The organism is Akkermansia sp. 54_46 (assembly GCF_001917295.1).
Taxonomy (GTDB): domain Bacteria; phylum Verrucomicrobiota; class Verrucomicrobiia; order Verrucomicrobiales; family Akkermansiaceae; genus Akkermansia; species Akkermansia muciniphila.
Genome location: NZ_MNUD01000030.1, coordinates 66,513 through 84,182 on the forward strand (window position 1 = coordinate 66,513; position 17,670 = coordinate 84,182).

At 49.8% G+C, this 17,670-nt stretch carries 16 protein-coding genes; 2 read left to right on the forward strand and 14 right to left on the reverse strand.

All coding sequences use genetic code 11. The features are described 5' to 3' along the window. Window positions 1-89: 89 nt before the first annotated feature. Window positions 90-1,127 carry an aminotransferase class I/II-fold pyridoxal phosphate-dependent enzyme gene (locus tag BHW66_RS05965; RefSeq protein ID WP_012420202.1) on the reverse strand — a complete coding sequence of 346 codons (1,038 nt, stop codon included), beginning with the start codon at window positions 1,125-1,127 and terminating at the stop codon, window positions 90-92. A gap of 234 nt (window positions 1,128-1,361) precedes the next feature. On the opposite strand from BHW66_RS05965, the gene BHW66_RS05970 reads away from it, so the two are divergent. Then, window positions 1,362-1,826: a MerR family transcriptional regulator gene (locus tag BHW66_RS05970; RefSeq protein WP_286688953.1), complete on the forward strand. Its 465-nt coding sequence runs from the start codon at window positions 1,362-1,364 to the stop codon at window positions 1,824-1,826. A 227-nt stretch (window positions 1,827-2,053) separates the two neighbouring features. Here the strand turns inward: BHW66_RS05970 and BHW66_RS05975 are convergent, their stop codons facing one another. From BHW66_RS05975 to kdpA, 10 genes are all read right to left on the reverse strand, one after another. After that, a complete protein-coding gene (locus BHW66_RS05975) occupies window positions 2,054-3,202 on the reverse strand; it encodes an aldo/keto reductase (protein WP_046437539.1) in 1,149 nt (382 codons plus the stop codon). A 269-nt stretch (window positions 3,203-3,471) separates the two neighbouring features. Then, window positions 3,472-5,775 (reverse strand): serine/threonine-protein kinase, encoded by a 2,304-nt coding sequence (locus tag BHW66_RS05980; RefSeq protein WP_286688954.1) that lies wholly within the window; start codon window positions 5,773-5,775, stop codon window positions 3,472-3,474. Then, the gene (locus tag BHW66_RS05985) at window positions 5,772-6,368 is read right to left on the reverse strand and encodes a sigma-70 family RNA polymerase sigma factor (protein WP_046437545.1); all 597 of its coding nucleotides are present in this window, start codon (window positions 6,366-6,368) and stop codon (window positions 5,772-5,774) included. The genes BHW66_RS05980 and BHW66_RS05985 overlap by 4 nt, the downstream gene beginning before the upstream one ends. Before the next feature lie 25 nt (window positions 6,369-6,393). Next, on the reverse strand, window positions 6,394-7,029 hold the full coding sequence (locus tag BHW66_RS05990) for an MBL fold metallo-hydrolase (protein WP_157759289.1): 636 nt from the start codon (window positions 7,027-7,029) through the stop codon (window positions 6,394-6,396). A gap of 369 nt (window positions 7,030-7,398) precedes the next feature. Further along, entirely contained in the window at window positions 7,399-7,665 is a 267-nt protein-coding gene (locus tag BHW66_RS05995) for a hypothetical protein (protein ID WP_128153496.1), read from the reverse strand. Between the two features lie 104 nt (window positions 7,666-7,769). Next, on the reverse strand, window positions 7,770-8,756 hold the full coding sequence (locus tag BHW66_RS06000) for an SUMF1/EgtB/PvdO family nonheme iron enzyme (RefSeq protein WP_215833389.1): 987 nt from the start codon (window positions 8,754-8,756) through the stop codon (window positions 7,770-7,772). Between the two features lie 352 nt (window positions 8,757-9,108). Continuing rightward, window positions 9,109-10,236: a histidine kinase gene (locus tag BHW66_RS06005; RefSeq protein ID WP_046437549.1), complete on the reverse strand. Its 1,128-nt coding sequence runs from the start codon at window positions 10,234-10,236 to the stop codon at window positions 9,109-9,111. 178 nt (window positions 10,237-10,414) lie between these two features. Beyond that, on the reverse strand, window positions 10,415-10,999 hold the full coding sequence (locus BHW66_RS06010; RefSeq protein ID WP_046437550.1) for a K(+)-transporting ATPase subunit C: 585 nt from the start codon (window positions 10,997-10,999) through the stop codon (window positions 10,415-10,417). A 19-nt stretch (window positions 11,000-11,018) separates the two neighbouring features. Then, a complete protein-coding gene (kdpB, locus tag BHW66_RS06015) occupies window positions 11,019-13,052 on the reverse strand; it encodes a potassium-transporting ATPase subunit KdpB (protein WP_046437552.1) in 2,034 nt (677 codons plus the stop codon). An 85-nt stretch (window positions 13,053-13,137) separates the two neighbouring features. Beyond that, window positions 13,138-14,844 (reverse strand): potassium-transporting ATPase subunit KdpA, encoded by a 1,707-nt coding sequence (kdpA, locus tag BHW66_RS06020; protein ID WP_046437594.1) that lies wholly within the window; start codon window positions 14,842-14,844, stop codon window positions 13,138-13,140. Between the two features lie 696 nt (window positions 14,845-15,540). Here kdpA and BHW66_RS06025 point away from each other — a divergent pair. Then, window positions 15,541-15,735, forward strand: a complete 195-nt coding sequence (locus tag BHW66_RS06025; RefSeq protein ID WP_182916676.1) for a hypothetical protein — start codon at window positions 15,541-15,543, stop codon at window positions 15,733-15,735. A gap of 197 nt (window positions 15,736-15,932) precedes the next feature. Here the strand turns inward: BHW66_RS06025 and BHW66_RS06030 are convergent, their stop codons facing one another. The 3 genes from BHW66_RS06030 to BHW66_RS06040 form a co-directional block, all read right to left on the reverse strand. Beyond that, a complete protein-coding gene (locus BHW66_RS06030) occupies window positions 15,933-16,214 on the reverse strand; it encodes a hypothetical protein (protein ID WP_046437555.1) in 282 nt (93 codons plus the stop codon). A gap of 125 nt (window positions 16,215-16,339) precedes the next feature. Then, window positions 16,340-16,660: a hypothetical protein gene (locus BHW66_RS06035; protein WP_146018624.1), complete on the reverse strand. Its 321-nt coding sequence runs from the start codon at window positions 16,658-16,660 to the stop codon at window positions 16,340-16,342. 295 nt (window positions 16,661-16,955) lie between these two features. Further along, window positions 16,956-17,670 (reverse strand): hypothetical protein (locus BHW66_RS06040; protein ID WP_286688955.1); only part of this gene is annotated, 715 nt, incomplete at its 5' end.

Consider the following 17,670-nt stretch of genomic DNA (forward strand, 5'->3'; position numbering starts at 1 on the left):
CTCCCGGAAAGACAAAAATGCTTTTCCGCAAACGAATGGGGGAACGGCCCTTTCCGCAGTTTCCCGGCATTGCCGGACGGAGGGAAATTTCAGCACAGGCGGGCGATATCCGCCATCAATTCCCGTACGTCTTCCTCTCGGGTGGCCCAGCTCGTGCAGAAGCGCACCGTGCTGTGGGTTTCATCCTCCCGGCGCAAATAGGCAAAACCGTATTTCCTCCCCAGCTCCTCCAGAACGGAATCGGGCATCGTGACAAACTGTTGGTTCGTTCCGCTGGAAAAGGGAAGCGCCAGCCCTCTGGAACGGCAAAAATCCCGCAGCATCACAGCCAGGCGGTCCGCATGGGCGCCCAGCCGGAAATAAAGGCCGTCGCGGAACAGCTCCAGGAACTGAATGCCCAGAAGCCGCCCTTTCGCAAGACGGCCGCCCTTCTGCTTGGCGATGTAACGGAAATCCTCCTTCAGGGCCTCATGCCGCAGAACCAGGGCTTCACCAAACAGAGCGCCTACCTTCGTGCCGCCGATGTAAAAAGCATCGCAAAGGGAGGCAATCGCCGGCAAATCCAGGTCATTGTCCTCATCGCACAAGCCGTAGCCGAGGCGTGCTCCGTCCATATACAAATACAGCCCCCGCCGGCGGCAGACTCCGGAAATTTCCTGAAGTTCCTTCCTGGAATAAATGGTGCCCAATTCGGTTGGCTGGGAAATATAAACCATCCGGGGCTGAGGCATATGCTCACGGGTCTCGTCATCCCAGTGGGCATGCCACGCCTCCTCAATTTGCCGGGCCGTCAGCTTCCCGTCCGGGGAAGGAATAGCGGAAACCTTGTGTCCGCAAGCTTCAACGGCTCCCGACTCGTGCACATTGATATGGCCCGTGTCCGCGCACAGCACGCATTGATGGGGGCGCAGCGCCGCCGCAATTACCGTGAAATTGGTCTGGGTCCCGCCGATAAGGAAATGGATATCCAGATCCGTTCTGCCGCACAAGCCGGCAATCAGCTTCCGGGCCTGGTCGCAATAGGGGTCCTCCCCGTAACCGGCAGTCTGCTCCATATTCGTTTCCGCCATTCTGCGGAGAATATCCGCATGGGCGCCTTCACTGTAATCACAGTTGAAAAGAATCATTGCCTTGCTGAAAAACGCGGGGACCATATCCCCCGGAACCTTTGATGTAAAGGAATATGAAAAATACACCGGAACCGGAACAGCGCTGCTGGAAACTCCAGAAAAAACGGAAAGCCGCATGCAGTTTGAGAAAATGAATGCCACGTACCTTAAAAAGGCAATAATAACCGGCTTCCCCGCCCATACACGGAAATTGTCGTTTCCCGCAGCCTAAGAAAAAGCCGTCGTGTCTTCATGCAAGACGCATCAGAACTTGGAGAACAGAAAGACATGTGCCTTTCCTTTTCGGAAGTCTCGGAATTGACAGGCACCACGCCGTCCAATCTGCGTTTTTTTGAAGAAGAAGGAATCCTGGACATCCCGAGAAACGGGGCGGGATGCCGTGTCTTCCACCGCAAGGAAATGGAAGAACTGCCGGAGCTGGTTTGCTTTAAGCATTCTGGATTGAAACTCAAGGAAATCAAACGCTTTTTTCACCTGGTTCGCCAAGGTAATTCGACATTGCGCGAACGTTACCGCATGTTGAAGGAAGGGCATCAGGCCATGAAAACGCGCATTCGGGAACTGAAAAAATGCCTGAAATACTCCAAAATCAAAATGGAGTATATCGGCCAGTGCTGCGAGGCATATGACAAAGGCGAACCTCTGCCACAGGTGAACCCGGCATGGATGGATTCCTTCCTGAAACAAAAAATTTGAAGAAGGTGCTGACGCCTGGGCCTGCTGCCGGGAGGGGCAAATGGAGGCTACTCGCTTCGCGCAACAGCACATCCCCTTCTTCCAACAGAATGCTTTCAGAAGGAAATGTTTTTCAGACAATCCGTAAGAACGGAATCAACAAGGAATTCCGGAAGTATGGAACGCCTGACGGACGTTCTGCGGAGGCCGCCGTTGCGATTGCCGTTTATCCCGGCAAACAAATCGGGTCAATGCCCTACTTGCCTTTGCTGTTCCACGTTGTAGCGTGCTCCGGTCACGGGTATGGAGGCTACGGCGTTCTCCAGTTCCGCCCACTCCTGCGGAGAGCAGGTAAAATCAAGCGTGTGTAGGTTTTCTTCCAGATGGGACAGTTTAGTGGTGCCGGGAATGGGTACGATATAAGGAGCCTTTTGCAGCAGCCATCCCAGGGCAACCTGGGAGGAAGTCATGCCGCGCATCCTCCCAAACTGTTGCAGAATATTGACAATACGCATATTGGCTCTCATGGCCTCCGGCGTGAAACGCGGCAGGGTCTGGCGGTTGTCGTTGTTCGGGTCAAATTGCGTGTATTCATTGATGCAGCCCCCCAGGAATCCCCTGTTGAGCGGGCTGTAAGGGACAAAGCCTATACCCAGTTCACGGCAGACATCCAGAACGCCATTGTTTTCAACATCCCGGTGCATGAGATGGTATTCACTCTGAATGGCTGTCAGGGGATGGACGGCGTGGGCCTTGCGAATTGTACCGGGAGTGACTTCGCACATGCCCCAGCGCCGCACCTTGCCTTCCTTGACCAGTTCGGAGATGGTTCCCGCTACATCTTCAACGGGAACCCTGGGATCAAAGCGGTGCTGGTAGAATAATTCAATAGCGTCCACCTTCAAACGGCGCAGCGACTCGTCGCAGTAGCGCCGGATGGTTTCCGGGCGGCTGTCCTGGCGGCCCGTCCCCTTTCCGTTAATAACTTCGTGCCCGAACTTGGTAGTGACGCTGATCTTCCCCCTGAAGGGGGAAAGAGCTTCCCCAGCCAGAAGTTCATTGCTCAGGGGGCCGTAGATGATGGCCGTATCAAAAAGAGTAACTCCGCGCTCCACGGCCTCATGAAGAAGCCGGATGCACTGCTCACGCGAGGGAGACTGGCTGCGGTTGTAGGTCATTCCCATGACTCCGAAGCCAAGGGGAGAAGCTTCCAAGGCACAGGAACCCTTGCCAAGCGTCCGGCTCCGGGAGGCGGCAAAGCCGCCGTTTTCCGGAGAATCGGCACCCCCGCCCTCTGCCCGGGCAATGGCCGGAGAAATCAGCGCAGCCGTACCGAACAAGGCGGACATTTTGAGAAAGCGGCGGCGGCCGTCAGAATAGTGTTTATACATGCTCATTAAACGTTGATGGTTGAAATTTTGATATATAATCCGAGCATATGGGTTCCACCAACTGGAAGTCAACAAGGGAATACCGCAATTTATCTCAGGAAGCGCCTTGGAACAAAAAGCTGGCTCGGAAAACAAAGATGCATCAGGAACGCATCTGACACTCCGCCTGCAACGGAGGCAAATACCCGCCTTCTTCTGCACCAGCGCCGCTCGGAACGGGACGCTTTCCTTTCCCCCTCGCACAACAAATTGCTGAGTGCCGGTAAGCGGACAATTTACAAACCTTGCTTGGTGCGTTCAAAAATAATGGAATCTTCACTTTTCCCGACGGAGGATTCATCATCCGGCCCGGCTTTATCCAACTCCTCCCGGAACACCCGGAGCATCGGTCCGTGGTAAAAGCCCAGCTCCCGGCTGATTTTTTTCCGCAGATCCTCTCCTTCATAACTCCGGCCGTCATGCCGTAACAGTTTCAAACGTTGAAGCTGGAGGCGGATCAGGCTTTCTTTCACGGCATCGGAAATCTCGGGATTGTAAAAAAGAACTTCCAGGATGCCCTGCAGGCGGTCGCTTTCCCTTCGGGCCCAGGCATCTTTTCCTTCGCGTCGCAGGGCCCCAATATACCGTGCATGCAGCCGGACCATGCCGGAAATAATCTGCGGATCATTCGGCCAACGCCCGAGAAGCCTTTCGGAAAGATTCACCGTATCGGCAAGTTCCCTCTGGTTATGTTCCCGGAAATTCCTGGCATACCGGAGTTTCTTCAGCATCAGCTCTACCAGCGCCAGGCCGTATTCCGGCCGTTCCGGATGGGCGTCGGCAAGCTGGAGGAGCAGCACGGCTGCATTCGGTTCAATGCCGGGAATGCGTCTCTCCCGGAAAAGGCGGGGATTTCCGGCCAAAAGCTGTGCGTATTGAAAACGGTATTCAGGATGGTCAGGATCATCCTCCAACAATGTTTCCAACATTCCGAACGCCCGGGAACGCTCAACACTCTCCGGAGAACCGGACAAAGCCAGCAACGCGCGGATCGTTTCAAACCGATCCTCCGCCCGCTCCGACATCGCAAAGCGGTCGGCCACCTGCCGGAAAAGTTCCGTTGCCTCTTTATCTTTACCCTGTTTTTTCAAAGCCGTCGCCAACTGGTTGACGGGAAAAGCGTCTTTCCTGAATTTCATCATGTTGCGGAACGCTTCTTCCGCAAGAGCATAACTCCCGGTGCGCAGTGCGCATTCCCCGATGACGGCATTGGCCTCGCAAACCTTTGACTCCGGCAGATTTTTTCCTCTGGCGATCATCCTGTAATAGGGCAGCAAAGCTGAAAGCAGCTGCGTATTTTTCTGTGAAGGGGGCTGCTCCGCAATACGGGTGAACACTTGTGACAAAGCCGCATCGGCAACTGCGGCATTGTTTTCCGCCAGTTTCAGCGCAGACGCCGTCTGCAGATAACCGGCGCCCAACGCGACAACGAAAGCGGCCACACACAGGGCCGCAGCCAAAGACAATACGGCAACAGCCGGTTTACGTTTCATCCACAGCTGCAACCGCCTGGCCGGAGACGGGGAGGAGGCCCCGACCGGTTCATGATTCAAAAAATGCAGCAAATCTTCAGAAAGTTCGTCCATGCTTCGATAGCGCGACTCCGGGCGGAAACTGACGCACTTGTTAATAATCGCGGCCAAGTCGGGTTCGCTGCACTTCAACGGCGGAACCGGTTCCCTGCAAATCCGTTCCATCAATTCTTCAGGAGCTAGCCCCGGAAACGGCGGGGATTTTGCAACAAGCTCATAAAGCGTCACCCCAAACTCATACTGATCGCTGGAAAAGGTATTGACTCCATGCACCAGCCGCTCCGGGGACATATACCGCAGCGTTCCGCTCTGAGCTCCTTCCTTCTCAATAACTTCATTTCTCCCCTGAAGCAGAAAAGCAAGTCCAAAATCGCTGACGTGTACTTCCCCCGCTTCATCCAGCAACAGGTTCGCCGGTTTGATATCGCGGTGTAGAATGCCGCAGCGGTGGGCGTACGCAATCGCCCTGGCGGCCTGGAGGCCAATGCGGGCTATCTCATACGGATTACTGAATTCACATCCGTCCAGACTCTTGCCTTCTATCAACTCCATCGCATAATAACAACATCCCGGACGGCACGCGGCACTGAAAATTCTGACAATATTGGGATGATGAAGCCTGGCAATCACATGCGCCTCATGCTCAAACAGGCTGCGTTGGGCGGCATCCTGCAGCAGCAACGGAGACAACAGCTTGAGGGCCACTTTCCGGTTGAGGGACAATTGCAGCGCTTCAAATACCACCCCCATACCGCCGCTGCCTAGTCTCCGAATCAGCCGGTAATCGTCCCCCTCCAAATCGGGAAAATCGTGAACCGGAGGCATAATTCCCTGTTTTTTTTCAACGCTCCAATCTTCCATCTCCATCACAAGCGGAAGAAGAGCCAGCAACTCGGAAGCAAACTCCGGATGCGCCCCGGCAAAATCCTGAATATCGGGAACATTGCCGGAACGGCACTGATCCAGGAATTGTTCAACCAGATCTTCCAGAGAAATCTTCCCCTTCATGGCTGAAACTCGGTTAACTCCATCAGCTGCTTCCGAAGCCGCTGCAGCGCCCGCACATAGCGGATGCTTGCGGCTTTCGGCCCAATATGCAGAACTTCGGCACAATCCGCATTGGACATGTCGTCAAAATGGCGGAGTTCAAGAATCTGCCGATCGTTTTCGGGCAGCGCCTCGACCGCTTTCCGGAGCAATGTATAACGATCCGCCCTGACGGCACGGGTAAGAGGCCCGGTCACAGTATCTGCAAACCGGTTCCAATCCAACCGGGCAGCGGACCCCACGCTGTCATCCGTCACATTCACTTCCCTGCAGGCGTCTCTCTTGAGGCATTGCAGATGCTTCCTTTCCATAGCCGTAAGGGTCTGGAACAGAATCATCCGCAGTTTGAAATAGACAGGAATCTCCGGATTGTTTTCAAAAAAAGCCATTTTCCCGCAGGCTGCCAGCAGAGCCTCCTGAACCACATCTTCCGCCGAAACGCGCCGGGCAAGAACCGGATTCAAATTCCTCCGGGCCAGGGCAAGAAGCCTTCCCCGGTATTCAAGGAAATGGCTTCCCCAGACATCCGGGCATGCTGTTTCTGCTTGCGTCATTGTACCGTGTCTTTTTTATCCTTTCTCATTTTCCGGGCAGATAGACATATCCCGCCGCACTCCTTCCTATCCGGCCGATTCCGGGATACGGCAGGTGCATTCCGGCGACCGGCTTCGGGGAAGAAGCCGCAAACTCATAAAAGCGCCGCCGGGCCTGAACCGCTCCGGACGGATTCATATCGTAAATCGTGCAAACCTCCGGACGCGGAATCTGGAGCGCGGCAGCATGAAGCAAATCTCCGACAATCAGCAGGGAATCAGTCTCAAAAACGGTATGCCCGGGTGTATGCCCGGAAGCGTCAAGAGCCTTGATGCCGGGCAGAACTTCTTCTCCAAACCGGAATGTTCTCACCCGGCTGCCGTAAGCATGCAACACCTTCCGGACCTGTTTTCCCTGTGGTCCGGCCGTACCATTTTGCCAAAATTCCCATTCCGGCATGGAAACATAGACGAGGGCTCTGGAAAAAACGGCTTCGCCATGTTTCCCAAGCAATCCTCCGATGTGGTCGCCGTGCATATGGGTGAGCAAAATGAAATCGACGCTCTCCGGAAAAACGCCGCTCTGTTCAAGTTTACGGAGCATCCCGCCCCGTTTTCCTCCGTTCCCTGCGTCCACCAGAATGATTTTTCCGTCGCCGCGTTTCAACAGGAAAACATTCACGGAAGAAGGAACCCTCCCGCCTCCGGTTAAGCGGAGGAACTCCTCTTCCGGCATACCCGGGAATAATTCGAACCGCATCGCTGAAAGAGCATCCTGAACAGCAATCACCTCAAAATTTCCAAACTGGAATGAACGATTTTCCGTCTCAGCCGCGATCACGATGCCGGAAATCATGGCGGCTCCGCACAACAACCATTTTACCATAAAACGCCTTTCTTCTCAATATGTTGACTTTTTAAGACATGATGGGCAATGTATCAAAGCTGTACGGAAGTCAGATATGTTTCCGCACTACAGGTGATAAAACATCCTTATTGATGGGAAAACGCTGCCGGGCTGCAGGCCCGGCAGCAGATAAGATGGCGGCGACTATTTTTTACCGCCGTTTATCCTGCCTTTTTTCAGGCCGTGTTTCAAACCTTTCTTGAGGCCGTGTTTCAGGCCGTACTTCAACGCCTTCGGTTTCTTTTTCAGTATTTGAACAGAAAAGGAGGTTGTTGTTGATTCCGCCGCGTTGGCAGTAACCGTACCGGGAGCCAGACCGAATATTCCAATAATTGCAGGAATGATGAGCTTGTTCATGATAATCAATGAGGGTTGATATTTTTTCTGAAACGGTATCGTTTCACTTTTCAAGAATGCAGTTCCCTAGGGAAATCTACCAATTCGGCCGGAATTTCCATCAGGTCTGCCAGCCAGATTCTATTGCCTGTAAGAAACTGAAACGCATGGAATCCCCCTCAACCTTCGCGGACGACCCGGAAACCGACATCACTGAAAGCGAAAGAAGATTCCCTTCCTTCTCCTTTCCGCTCAGTCCTGCAGCTCGTCCGCGGCGAACGCCAGGAACCTCCCTTCACCGCCATGACCGTTTTACCGTGTGCCGCGGCCTTGGAAACTTCAACTGGAGAAGAAGTCCATTCCCAGCAATTGCCCCACATATCAATCGCTCCGCAGGCGCCGGATGTCGCGGCATGGGCGTCCACGGGAGATGTCCCGTTTCTCTCGCCGCAATTAAAATCCGCATCCTTGGGCATATGCCCGGCGGCAAACTCCCACTCCTCTTCAGTCGGCAGGCGGTAAACGGCTTTCCTATCCTGGAGCGACAACCATCGGCAATAGGCAGAAGCGTCGTCATAGGAAACATTCACCACGGGATGCCTCCTTTTGCCGGCAGGCATGGCGCCATTATCCCAATCCTTAGGAGCCTTCCTTCCCGTTGCCTTCAGGAATTTGGCATAATCCTCGTTGGTAACCGGAGTATATGCAATTGATACATTCCAGGAAGCTCCGAGCACCGGCAAATACCCGCCATCTGCATTGCGGGCACCTGGTCTGAATCGCGGATCACTGAAACGCCGCATGCTTTGGTCGATGCGCGCTTCCCTGTTTTGAACCATTTCATCCACGATCTCCTGCATTTCCTGTATCTTGGACGCATGCCGGGCCGTTCGTTTCAATTCTTCAAGCTTCGCCTTTTTTCGGTCAAGGACCTTGTCGTAATTAATCCCGACCTGTTTCCTCAAAGCCGACCGATTAGCCTCGGACGGGTCCCGGCGGTAGGAAGCAATCAAGCGTTTCGTTTCTTCATTCAACTCCGTCCTCTCTTTTTCGATAGTAGTGCTGAATCGGTACAGTTTGGCCCCCTCGGTGCGGGCTGCGAATCCCGCACTGACCGTTGCGGCTGCACATACGGCTATAATGACTTTTTGCAAATTGATGCTCATAACTGTTCCTTTTGTTTATGATAACCGCCGCCCCTCCATGGAAGACGGAACGTTATCGTTTCACTTTTAAGAATGCTGCTCCTCCGGGAATTCTACATTCTTTTTCAACAAAGGTGCTGCCGGAGATGCGGCGGACCGGAACATTGGACTGTTTTTCAAACAACCAGACGGGAAAAAATAGAAGGGGGCGCCCCGCTCGGGAATGGTAACGGAAAACGCCCCCGGGGAGTCTATAACGGAAACTGTCGGCAACAATCCGTTCCGCTCAGGGAAGACAAGAATGATAATCTCATCGCCTGCTTCCTGTGAAAAGAGCCGGCTCCGACCTTATTTTCAAATTCACCGCGGCCTTTTATGCGATGATGATTAAATCTATCTTCATCTCCGACAAGACACGAAGAAATTGTTTATATCCCAGTATCTTGAACATGGCCCCGGGCATCTTAAATGCGGGATGCCCCATGCAAATAGCCGTAATATGATATTCCTTGCACGCAGCGATGATGGCCTGGGGTATATCTTCCGCACTCACCTGCTTCACCGTCCCTCCCAGTTCGGCCACCAGCTTGAAATGATTAAGTAAATGGCGCTGGGACGCCAGATTGATACGGTCGGGGGACTCCCTTGGCGTCTGGACATAAAGGGCGATAAACGACGTACTGTAACGTGAGGAAATCCGGTATGCTTTTCGGATGATGCGTCGGGGCGTCTGTTCATTACTGCTGATGCAGGCCAGAATCTTTTCCCTTCTGGCGGAAGAAACTGCCGGGAGAACTTCCGTTTCCACTTTTTTCTCCACGCGGAAAGCAACTTCCTTCAATGCCAGTTCACGCAACTGAAGAATATTTTCCGTTTTGAAAAAATTATTCAGCGCAATCTGGATTTTTTCAGGCCGGTAAATCTTGCCGGCCTTGAGGCGGCCGATCAGTTCCTCGGATGTCAGGTCGATATTCACCACTTCGTCCGCCTCCTGCAAAATCCTGTCGGGAACCCGTTCCTTCATCCCAATCCCTGTAATCTCCTTCACTTCGCCGCTCAGGCTTTCAATGTGCTGGATATTGATCGCGGAAATCACATTAATATTGGCGTCAAGCAGCTCCATCACGTCTTCCCATCTCTTGCGGTGGCGACTCCCTTCCACATTGGTATGAGCCAGTTCGTCAACAATAACCAACTCGGGGCGGGCTTGAAGAATCGCGTCCAGGTCCATTTCTTCAAGCTCCCTTCCTTTGTAAAAAACCACTTTACGAGGGATGACGGGCACCCCCCGGAGCATGGCTTCAGTCCCTGCTCGCCCGTGGGTTTCAACGTAACCAATTCTGACATCAATGCCATTGTTCAGCAATTCATGGGCTTCCTGCAGCATGCGGTACGTCTTGCCTACTCCGGCCATCATACCGATGTAAATCTTGAACTTTCCCCTCCGCGAACGCCGTATCAGGTCAAGAAAATGCTCCGATCCGTTACTTTCGTCAGTCATATTACATTCACCCGGCTTTTGCGGTTAAAACATTTTGTTGATTTCACAGAACCCTTTAAAGATGTAAATCAATTGCGGGCGTTCCCATGACGTGAAGCCCGCAATCGATTTCATTTTTTCAGGGCGGCAATTCATACCTGAACCGGCATTGCCATTGCCGCCCTAAATAATGCGGAAATTAATGCCTCACGGAAGAGTCAGCCTTCTCAAGAGCAATATTCAACTTGAGTACATTGACCTTTTCCGTGCCAAACATGCCCAGCAGCGGTTTTTCCACGGCCTGATCGACAAGGGACCTCACTGCACCCTCTTCCATACCACGTGCTTTGGCAACACGCTTCACCTGCACATAGGCGCTCTCCGGAGTAATATGCGGATCCAGACCGGAAGCGCTGGCCGTAACCATTTCGGAAGGGACATCATTCCGTTCCAAATAAGGATGCTTCTCCAAAAACGAATCTATCCGCGTATTCACGTCGGCCAGGTATTCTTCATTGGTCGGCCCTTTATTACTGCCGGATGAACTGGATGCGTCATAACCGTCACCCGCATGGGACGGACGGCCCCAGAAATAAACATCCTTCGTGAATTGCTGCCCAACATTGGCGGCGCCTACCACGCGCCCGTTCAAAACCAGGGTTTCCGCATTTCCTCCGCCAGGACCGACAATCAATCCGAATATCCACAGCACCAGGATGTAGCATATGGAGAAAAAGACGCAAAAGACAAGTGTAAGACGCAATGATTTCACTAAATTTCTCATAACAATATATTTATTTCAGTTAAAAAAACAGGCCGACGACCATATCAATCAGTTTGATTCCGATGAAGGGGGCAATCAAACCACCCACGCCGTAAATCAGAATGTTGCGAAGCAGCAGCGCGCTTGCCCCTATGGGTTTGTACGCCACGCCCCTCAAAGCCAGAGGAATCAGAATGGGAATAATGATTGCATTGAAAATAATCGCAGACAGGATGGCACTTTCCGGACTATGCAGATGCATAATATTCAGCGCAGCAAGTTCAGGAATCGCAATCATGAACAGCGCAGGCACAATCGCGAAATATTTGGCGACGTCATTGGCAATGGAAAACGTCGTCAACGTGCCGCGCGTCATCAGTAGCTGCTTTCCTATTTCCACAACCTCAATCAATTTGGTGGGGTCATTATCAAGGTCAACCATATTGCCGGCTTCCTTGGCGGCCTGGGTTCCGCTGTTCATGGCCACACCGACATCAGCCTGCGCCAAAGCCGGGGCGTCATTCGTCCCGTCTCCCATCATGGCAACCAGTTTGCCGGAAGCTTGCTCCTTCCTGATATAATTCATTTTATCCTCAGGCTTGGCTTCCGCAATGAAATCATCAACACCGGCTTTTTCTGCGATATACCTGGCTGTACTCGGATTATCCCCCGTCACCATTACCGTCTTCACCCCCATCTTGCGCAGGCGTTCGAAGCGTTCTTCTATGCCCGGCTTGATAATATCCTGCAATTCAATAACGCCAACAACCTTTCTGTTGATGCAGACGACAAGAGGAGTACCCCCGTTGCCCGCCACTTTATCAATAATTTCCTCAGCTTCTTTGGGGAACGGATTTCCCGCTTCCTCGGTCATCTTGCGGATGGTGTCAAAAGCCCCCTTCCGGATTTCGGTTCCATCGCTCAAATTAATGCCCGAACACTTCGTCTCCGCCGTGAACTGGATCATGCGAGCCCCTTCCGTATGAAGGTTGCGCATATGGACTCCATATTCATGCCCAAGCTCAATAATTGATTTCCCTTCCGGTGTATCGTCTGAAACAGAAGACATCAGACAGGCTTCAACAAAAGCCTGCTTGTCAAAACCCTGAACAGGGAAAAACCCTGTCGCTTTCCGATTGCCAATAGTAATCGTACCCGTTTTATCAAGCAGGAGAGTACTGATGTCCCCGGCTGTTTCCACAGCTTTCCCGGACTTTGTAATCACATTGGCCCTCAAGGCTCTGTTCATTCCGGCAATGCCGATCGCCGAAAGCAATCCTCCGATTGTCGTAGGAATAAGACATACGAACAGGGAAATCAGGGCGGCAATGCTGATTTCCGTTCCGGAATAGTCCGCTATCGGCTTCAAGGTAATGCAGACGACGAGGAAAACCAGAGTAAAGACAGCCAATAAAATGGTTAGCGCTATCTCGTTAGGAGTTTTCTGCCGGGAAGCGCCTTCAACCAGGGCAATCATTTTATCAAGGAAACTTTCCCCAGGACGCGCGGTGACAAGCACCTTAATACGGTCTGACAGCACTTTGGTTCCCCCCGTCACGGAACTCTTGTCCCCGCCGGACTCACGGATAACCGGAGCGGATTCCCCCGTAATAGCGCTTTCATCAATGGACGCCAACCCTTCGACGACCTCCCCGTCGGCGGGAATAATATCTCCCGCGACACATTCGAAATAGTCCCCTTTTTTCAACTGGGAACTATTGATGACGGTAACCGTTCCATCGACGATCAACTTGGCCGGCGTCTCCTCCCGCGTCTTGCGAAGGCTATCAGCCTGCGCCTTTCCTCGGGTCTCGGCAATCGCCTCGGCAAAATTGGCAAACAGAAGGGTAAGGAATAAAATGACGAAAACAAGGAAATTATAAAGGAAAGCCCCTTGCCCGTCACTGAAGAGGGAATAAACGGTTACCAGAAGCATGATCATCGTGGCGATTTCCACGGTAAACATGATCGGGTTCCTCCTCATCATTCCCGGATGAAGCTTGATCAATGACTGCTTCAAGCTTTCCCGTACCTGCTCCCTTTCGAACAGGGAAGTATTATTGGAATTTTTCATATCGTAGATTTCTTGTTTCAATTCCAGAAAATGGAATAGAAATATATAAATATATTATCGGTAATCAACGTGTTCTGACCTGTATTTACAAACTCAAATGTTCGGCAATGGTGCTCAAGGCATGGACAGGGAAGAAGGACAAAGCCGCAACGATGAAAATCACGGCAAAAGTCACAGCGCTGAATGTCACGGAATCTGTCTTCAACGTTCCGGACGTCTCGGGAATATACTTCTTGCCCGCCAGAAGCCCGGCAATGGCAACCTGTCCTACGATCGGGATGAAACGGCTCAAAATGAGGACAATACCGCAAGAGTAATTCCAGAACCAGGTATTATCGGACAGTCCCTCGAACCCGGAACCGTTATTGGCGGCGCTTGAAGTATATTCGTAAAGGAATTCACTCAGTCCATGAAAGCCGGGATTATTGACCCACCCGCCTTCGCCTTCCACAAACGATGGCGCGTAAACAAACAGGTAACAAGCCAGAGCCGTACCGACGAGAATCACAAACGGGTGGAGCAACGCCACGATGGAAGCGATCTTCATCTCACGGGCTTCTACTTTCTTGCACAGGAATTCGGGAGTTCTTCCAACCAAAAGACCGCTGATGAATACAGCAATGATTATAAAGGCGAAATAATTCATCCACCCTACCCCGACGCCGCCAAACCACGTATTAATCTGCATGTTCAGCATCTGAATCATGCCTGAAAGAGGCATGGTGGAATCATGCATCCCGTTGACGGACCCATTTGATGTAACTGTCGTAACGACGCTCCACAAAGCCGTAGCCGCGGACCCGAGCCGGATTTCTTTCCCTTCCATGGCTCCGCTTTCCTGAACAATACCCATTTCTTCAATGCGGGGATTTCCGTTCATCTCCTGGTACACGTTAACGCAGACGCCAATTAAAAAGGCAAACAGCATTACGCCGTAAATACTGTATCCCAGTTTCTTGCGATTTAGATAAAAACCAAAGGCCAGAACCATCGCCATCGGAATAATCAGGATGGACCAGCATTCAACCATGTTGGAGAGGTAGGTCGGATTTTCCAGCGGATGGGATGAATTAACGCCAAAATAACCCCCACCATTAGTTCCCAACTGTTTAATGGGTACGACAGCCGCAGTAGGGCCCTGGGAAATGGTTTGTTCCACCCCTTCAAGAGTCGTCACTTCCATTTTTCCGTCAAACCCCATTGGCGTACCCTGCGTAATCAGGATGCACCCAACTACCAGAGAAAGAGGCAGCAAAATACGGGTAGAACTCAACACGAGGTAATCCCAGAAGTTGCCAATCGTTTTGGTTGTCTTCTTGCTGAGGGCATTCATGATCCCTGCCATTGCGGCCATGCCGGTAGCTGCCGTAATGAATTGGAACAGCATAATCACGAACAACTGTGTAAAATAGGTTAAACCGCTCTCCCCGCTGTAATGCTGGAGGTTGCAATTCACCATGAATGAAATACATGTATTGAACGCCTGGTGACACGTTTGCCCAATATTGCCGTCCGGATTGAGGGGCAGATACCCTTGGCTGACCAGAAGAACCATCCCCCATACGAACCAGAACAGATTTACGGTCAGCAAAGCCCGCAAAAACTGCTTCCAGTTCATTTCTTCCTCCGGATTAATCCCGGACAGGCGGAACATCAGCCTTTCAACAGGCCTCATGAAATCAAGCCATGTTTTCTCCTTCTTGTAAACCTTGGCAATATATTTCCCCAGAGGATAGCTCAAAGCCACCATAAGAACGATTTGCGCAATAATACCTAAAATTTCTGTTTTCATCATCTTGCTGGTTAAAATTTTTCCGGTTTGATCAAGACATACATCAAATAACCGAACACAATTAAGCTAATCACAAATAATAGTGTATACATAGACAGGCGCAGTTTTAGATTTTTTCAAACCAGTCGACGCATTTGAAAAAGAGCCAAAAACAGAATATTCCGCTCAATAGACAAAAGATAAAACCCAACAATGATTCCATCATGATATTTTATGAAATTTAAATTCAAACCATTCCAACATATATGGAAACAAAAATATTATCTTATGCCGTTTTTCTTTTTCATTTGAAAAAATTTCACGGAAAAACCGCTATGGCAGATACGGAGTCCCGGAACGGACCGGCGATGTTTAATATAATGTAAAAACATTGCCTCAATATATCCGGAAATCCCATTCTGGGTAGTTAACTTCCTCCTTCTTCTTGTTAAGAAAAAATTAATTCTTCCGGCTGCGCTCCCGCCTTCCGTTCTTCCCGGAAGGCGGATAGCGGCAAGTCTTTCTAAACCTGTCTACACAAAAACTGCACCCGGAACATACCGGATGCAGCTTGAATTCCATACAGAATTCCAAAAGGCTTCCTCAACAAAATTTACAGAACTCACTCTGCATGAATACCTATCTCTTTCCAATCCCCGTTGGCAGATTTCCAACAGGAATGAGGCTGTTCCAAAGATATCAAACGAATTGATACCGATGAGCACTGTGATAGACCAGCCCCAGTTCGCCATCCATGTATTCGTTCGAGAAGCGGAACCCGTTTTCTTCCCCCATATTGCCTCCCGACGTGATCAGACCGCCATACGGCTGGTATTCGTACAGAATACGGCGACCATATACGCTTCCCCGAAGAGGGAGGTAACGTTTTTCATCGTCTCGTGCACGCAGTAGAGATGCTCTTTCTCCTACATCCCGTTCGCTTCCCGGCGCGTCATGGACAGGATGCGCACAGCCTCCAGTTCCGAAGGGTCCCAGATGTAACTGCGCACGAATCCGGCATTTCCTCGGTCAATCCGCACTCTGCTATATGCAAATACCCTTGATGAAAAACTGTTAAAAACGATCCTTTTGGCTAATTGTTTTTTACTCTATTTAAATAATCCCTTCAACATTTTATATATAAAGGAAAAAAACGTGTGGACAAAAAGAGGAATGCATCCATAATCCAATAATAAGGGAATAGATTCGTATTCTTCCATATCTATTCCAGGAAGATTCATAGCTAAAACAATTGCTCCACCGCCCAATAGAGGAATACAAGATGAATTTTTGGATTTTATTACACAGTTAAAAACTATTATCCAATTATATAAGCTGATAATAACTCCAAAAACAACTAATATCCAGAAAAAAATTATATTAATCACCATCTTTTATCCGTTTCAACTGAGATTTATAACTTTTTTGCTTGCCGGGAATGATCAATTTTATTGTTCAGCAGCTCCTTTTTTCTTTCCAGTCACTCGTCAGAATTTTTAGAAAACAAATAGTGAAATCAAAAATCCATGCTTAACAGAGGACCAAATAAAACATTCTCTAAAATTGCCAAAGCAATTAATACCGCCACGGTAGCACGAATATAATCTTTTGTCTTCCAATAGCGTATTGCTGAAATAATCATCCACACTGGACATACAAAAAAGAGAAATATGAACAATGCTCCAAGTAAAACTCTAATGATATTTTCCCAAGGTTCTCTAGGATAATTATTAGGAAGCATCCACATCAAGGCACACATAGTCACTACTCCTACTATCCAATAGTAGAATGGGGACCAAGATCCTGTATCTTTTATTTTAGTATTCTCATTGTCCATAATTATTTCTGTTATTGAAAATTTAAACTATCTGGAGAACCTGCGGAGAAATAACAATTAATGATTTAATATATTTAGCTGTCTTGTATATTTCGTTGAAATGAAATTTCTTTTTGCTATCAAAGTATTTTATAATAAATTTCATTCATTATTCAGAATAAATTTTCTTCATCAACTCCTGATTTATCAATAAATTTGCGGTTCAGTTGAGAAAATTTGCAAACTCAGCCCATATCCTGTACTATTCTTCCCTGCTTCAGACCAAAGTTTGTTGCCTGTCAGCCCCTCTATAGAACTAAAGGCAGCGTCCATCATTCTTTCTGATAGAGGAATCGCCTATCATATCCAATATTTTCTTCCCATAGGCGAATCGATCGAGATTCCTCTTTATAATCATTTCTTTAATTATACTGCAAAAAGGTATTTCGTCTACGTCCTCACCCATAAAAAACCATAAAAAATCCCATCCTTTCTTATCATCAGGATAATGTTCTATATAATTTTCCGCTACCAATTCAAAAAGATTCGCTCTGCTCAAAATAACTTCTCCGTCTTCATTGTTTTGAAGAAGGGATAAAATATCTTCATCCTTACTCGACGAACGGATATAGGGAACAGTCATCCTGTTAAAATAACTATCGGAACTCCAGTGATCCATAGACAAACCTTCCTGGCCCCGTCCGCTGCGGATCAGTTCAAATTCTTTCCTGGTCATTTGTTCCCAATTTGCAGAATGAACGATATAGCCCGCCAACTGCTGCCTCTGCTGTTGTGACAAGTCCCTTATCTTTTCTCTTGACTGGGGAGATTCCGGATTGAGAGGATCTGCTACGCGTACAAATACCGGTTTCAGGGGATGTGCCGCCGTAGTCATCCCCTGGCGACAGGATGGAAACAATACAGCCGGAAACAAGAAAAAGTATAATATTTTGCTAAAAATCATATTCTTTATATATGGAAACATGGACATCAAGTTCCTGCTTGAGCATTTCAATATTGCTGCTATTTCG

What these genes read in the sequence shown, in the direction of transcription:
- BHW66_RS05965 (WP_012420202.1), bottom strand. Translation starts at nt 1,127, where the DNA reads ATGATTCTTTTCAACTGTGATTACAGTGAAGGCGCCCATGCGGATATT.
- BHW66_RS05970 (WP_286688953.1), top strand. Translation starts at nt 1,362, where the DNA reads ATGCAAGACGCATCAGAACTTGGAGAACAGAAAGACATGTGCCTTTCC.
- BHW66_RS05975 (WP_046437539.1), bottom strand. Translation starts at nt 3,202, where the DNA reads ATGAGCATGTATAAACACTATTCTGACGGCCGCCGCCGCTTTCTCAAA.
- BHW66_RS05980 (WP_286688954.1), bottom strand. Translation starts at nt 5,775, where the DNA reads ATGAAGGGGAAGATTTCTCTGGAAGATCTGGTTGAACAATTCCTGGAT.
- BHW66_RS05985 (WP_046437545.1), bottom strand. Translation starts at nt 6,368, where the DNA reads ATGACGCAAGCAGAAACAGCATGCCCGGATGTCTGGGGAAGCCATTTC.
- BHW66_RS06000 (WP_215833389.1), bottom strand. Translation starts at nt 8,756, where the DNA reads ATGAGCATCAATTTGCAAAAAGTCATTATAGCCGTATGTGCAGCCGCA.
- BHW66_RS06005 (WP_046437549.1), bottom strand. Translation starts at nt 10,236, where the DNA reads ATGACTGACGAAAGTAACGGATCGGAGCATTTTCTTGACCTGATACGG.
- BHW66_RS06010 (WP_046437550.1), bottom strand. Translation starts at nt 10,999, where the DNA reads ATGAGAAATTTAGTGAAATCATTGCGTCTTACACTTGTCTTTTGCGTC.
- kdpB (WP_046437552.1), bottom strand. Translation starts at nt 13,052, where the DNA reads ATGAAAAATTCCAATAATACTTCCCTGTTCGAAAGGGAGCAGGTACGG.
- kdpA (WP_046437594.1), bottom strand. Translation starts at nt 14,844, where the DNA reads ATGAAAACAGAAATTTTAGGTATTATTGCGCAAATCGTTCTTATGGTG.
- BHW66_RS06025 (WP_182916676.1), top strand. Translation starts at nt 15,541, where the DNA reads ATGAGCACTGTGATAGACCAGCCCCAGTTCGCCATCCATGTATTCGTT.
- BHW66_RS06030 (WP_046437555.1), bottom strand. Translation starts at nt 16,214, where the DNA reads ATGGTGATTAATATAATTTTTTTCTGGATATTAGTTGTTTTTGGAGTT.
- BHW66_RS06035 (WP_146018624.1), bottom strand. Translation starts at nt 16,660, where the DNA reads ATGGACAATGAGAATACTAAAATAAAAGATACAGGATCTTGGTCCCCA.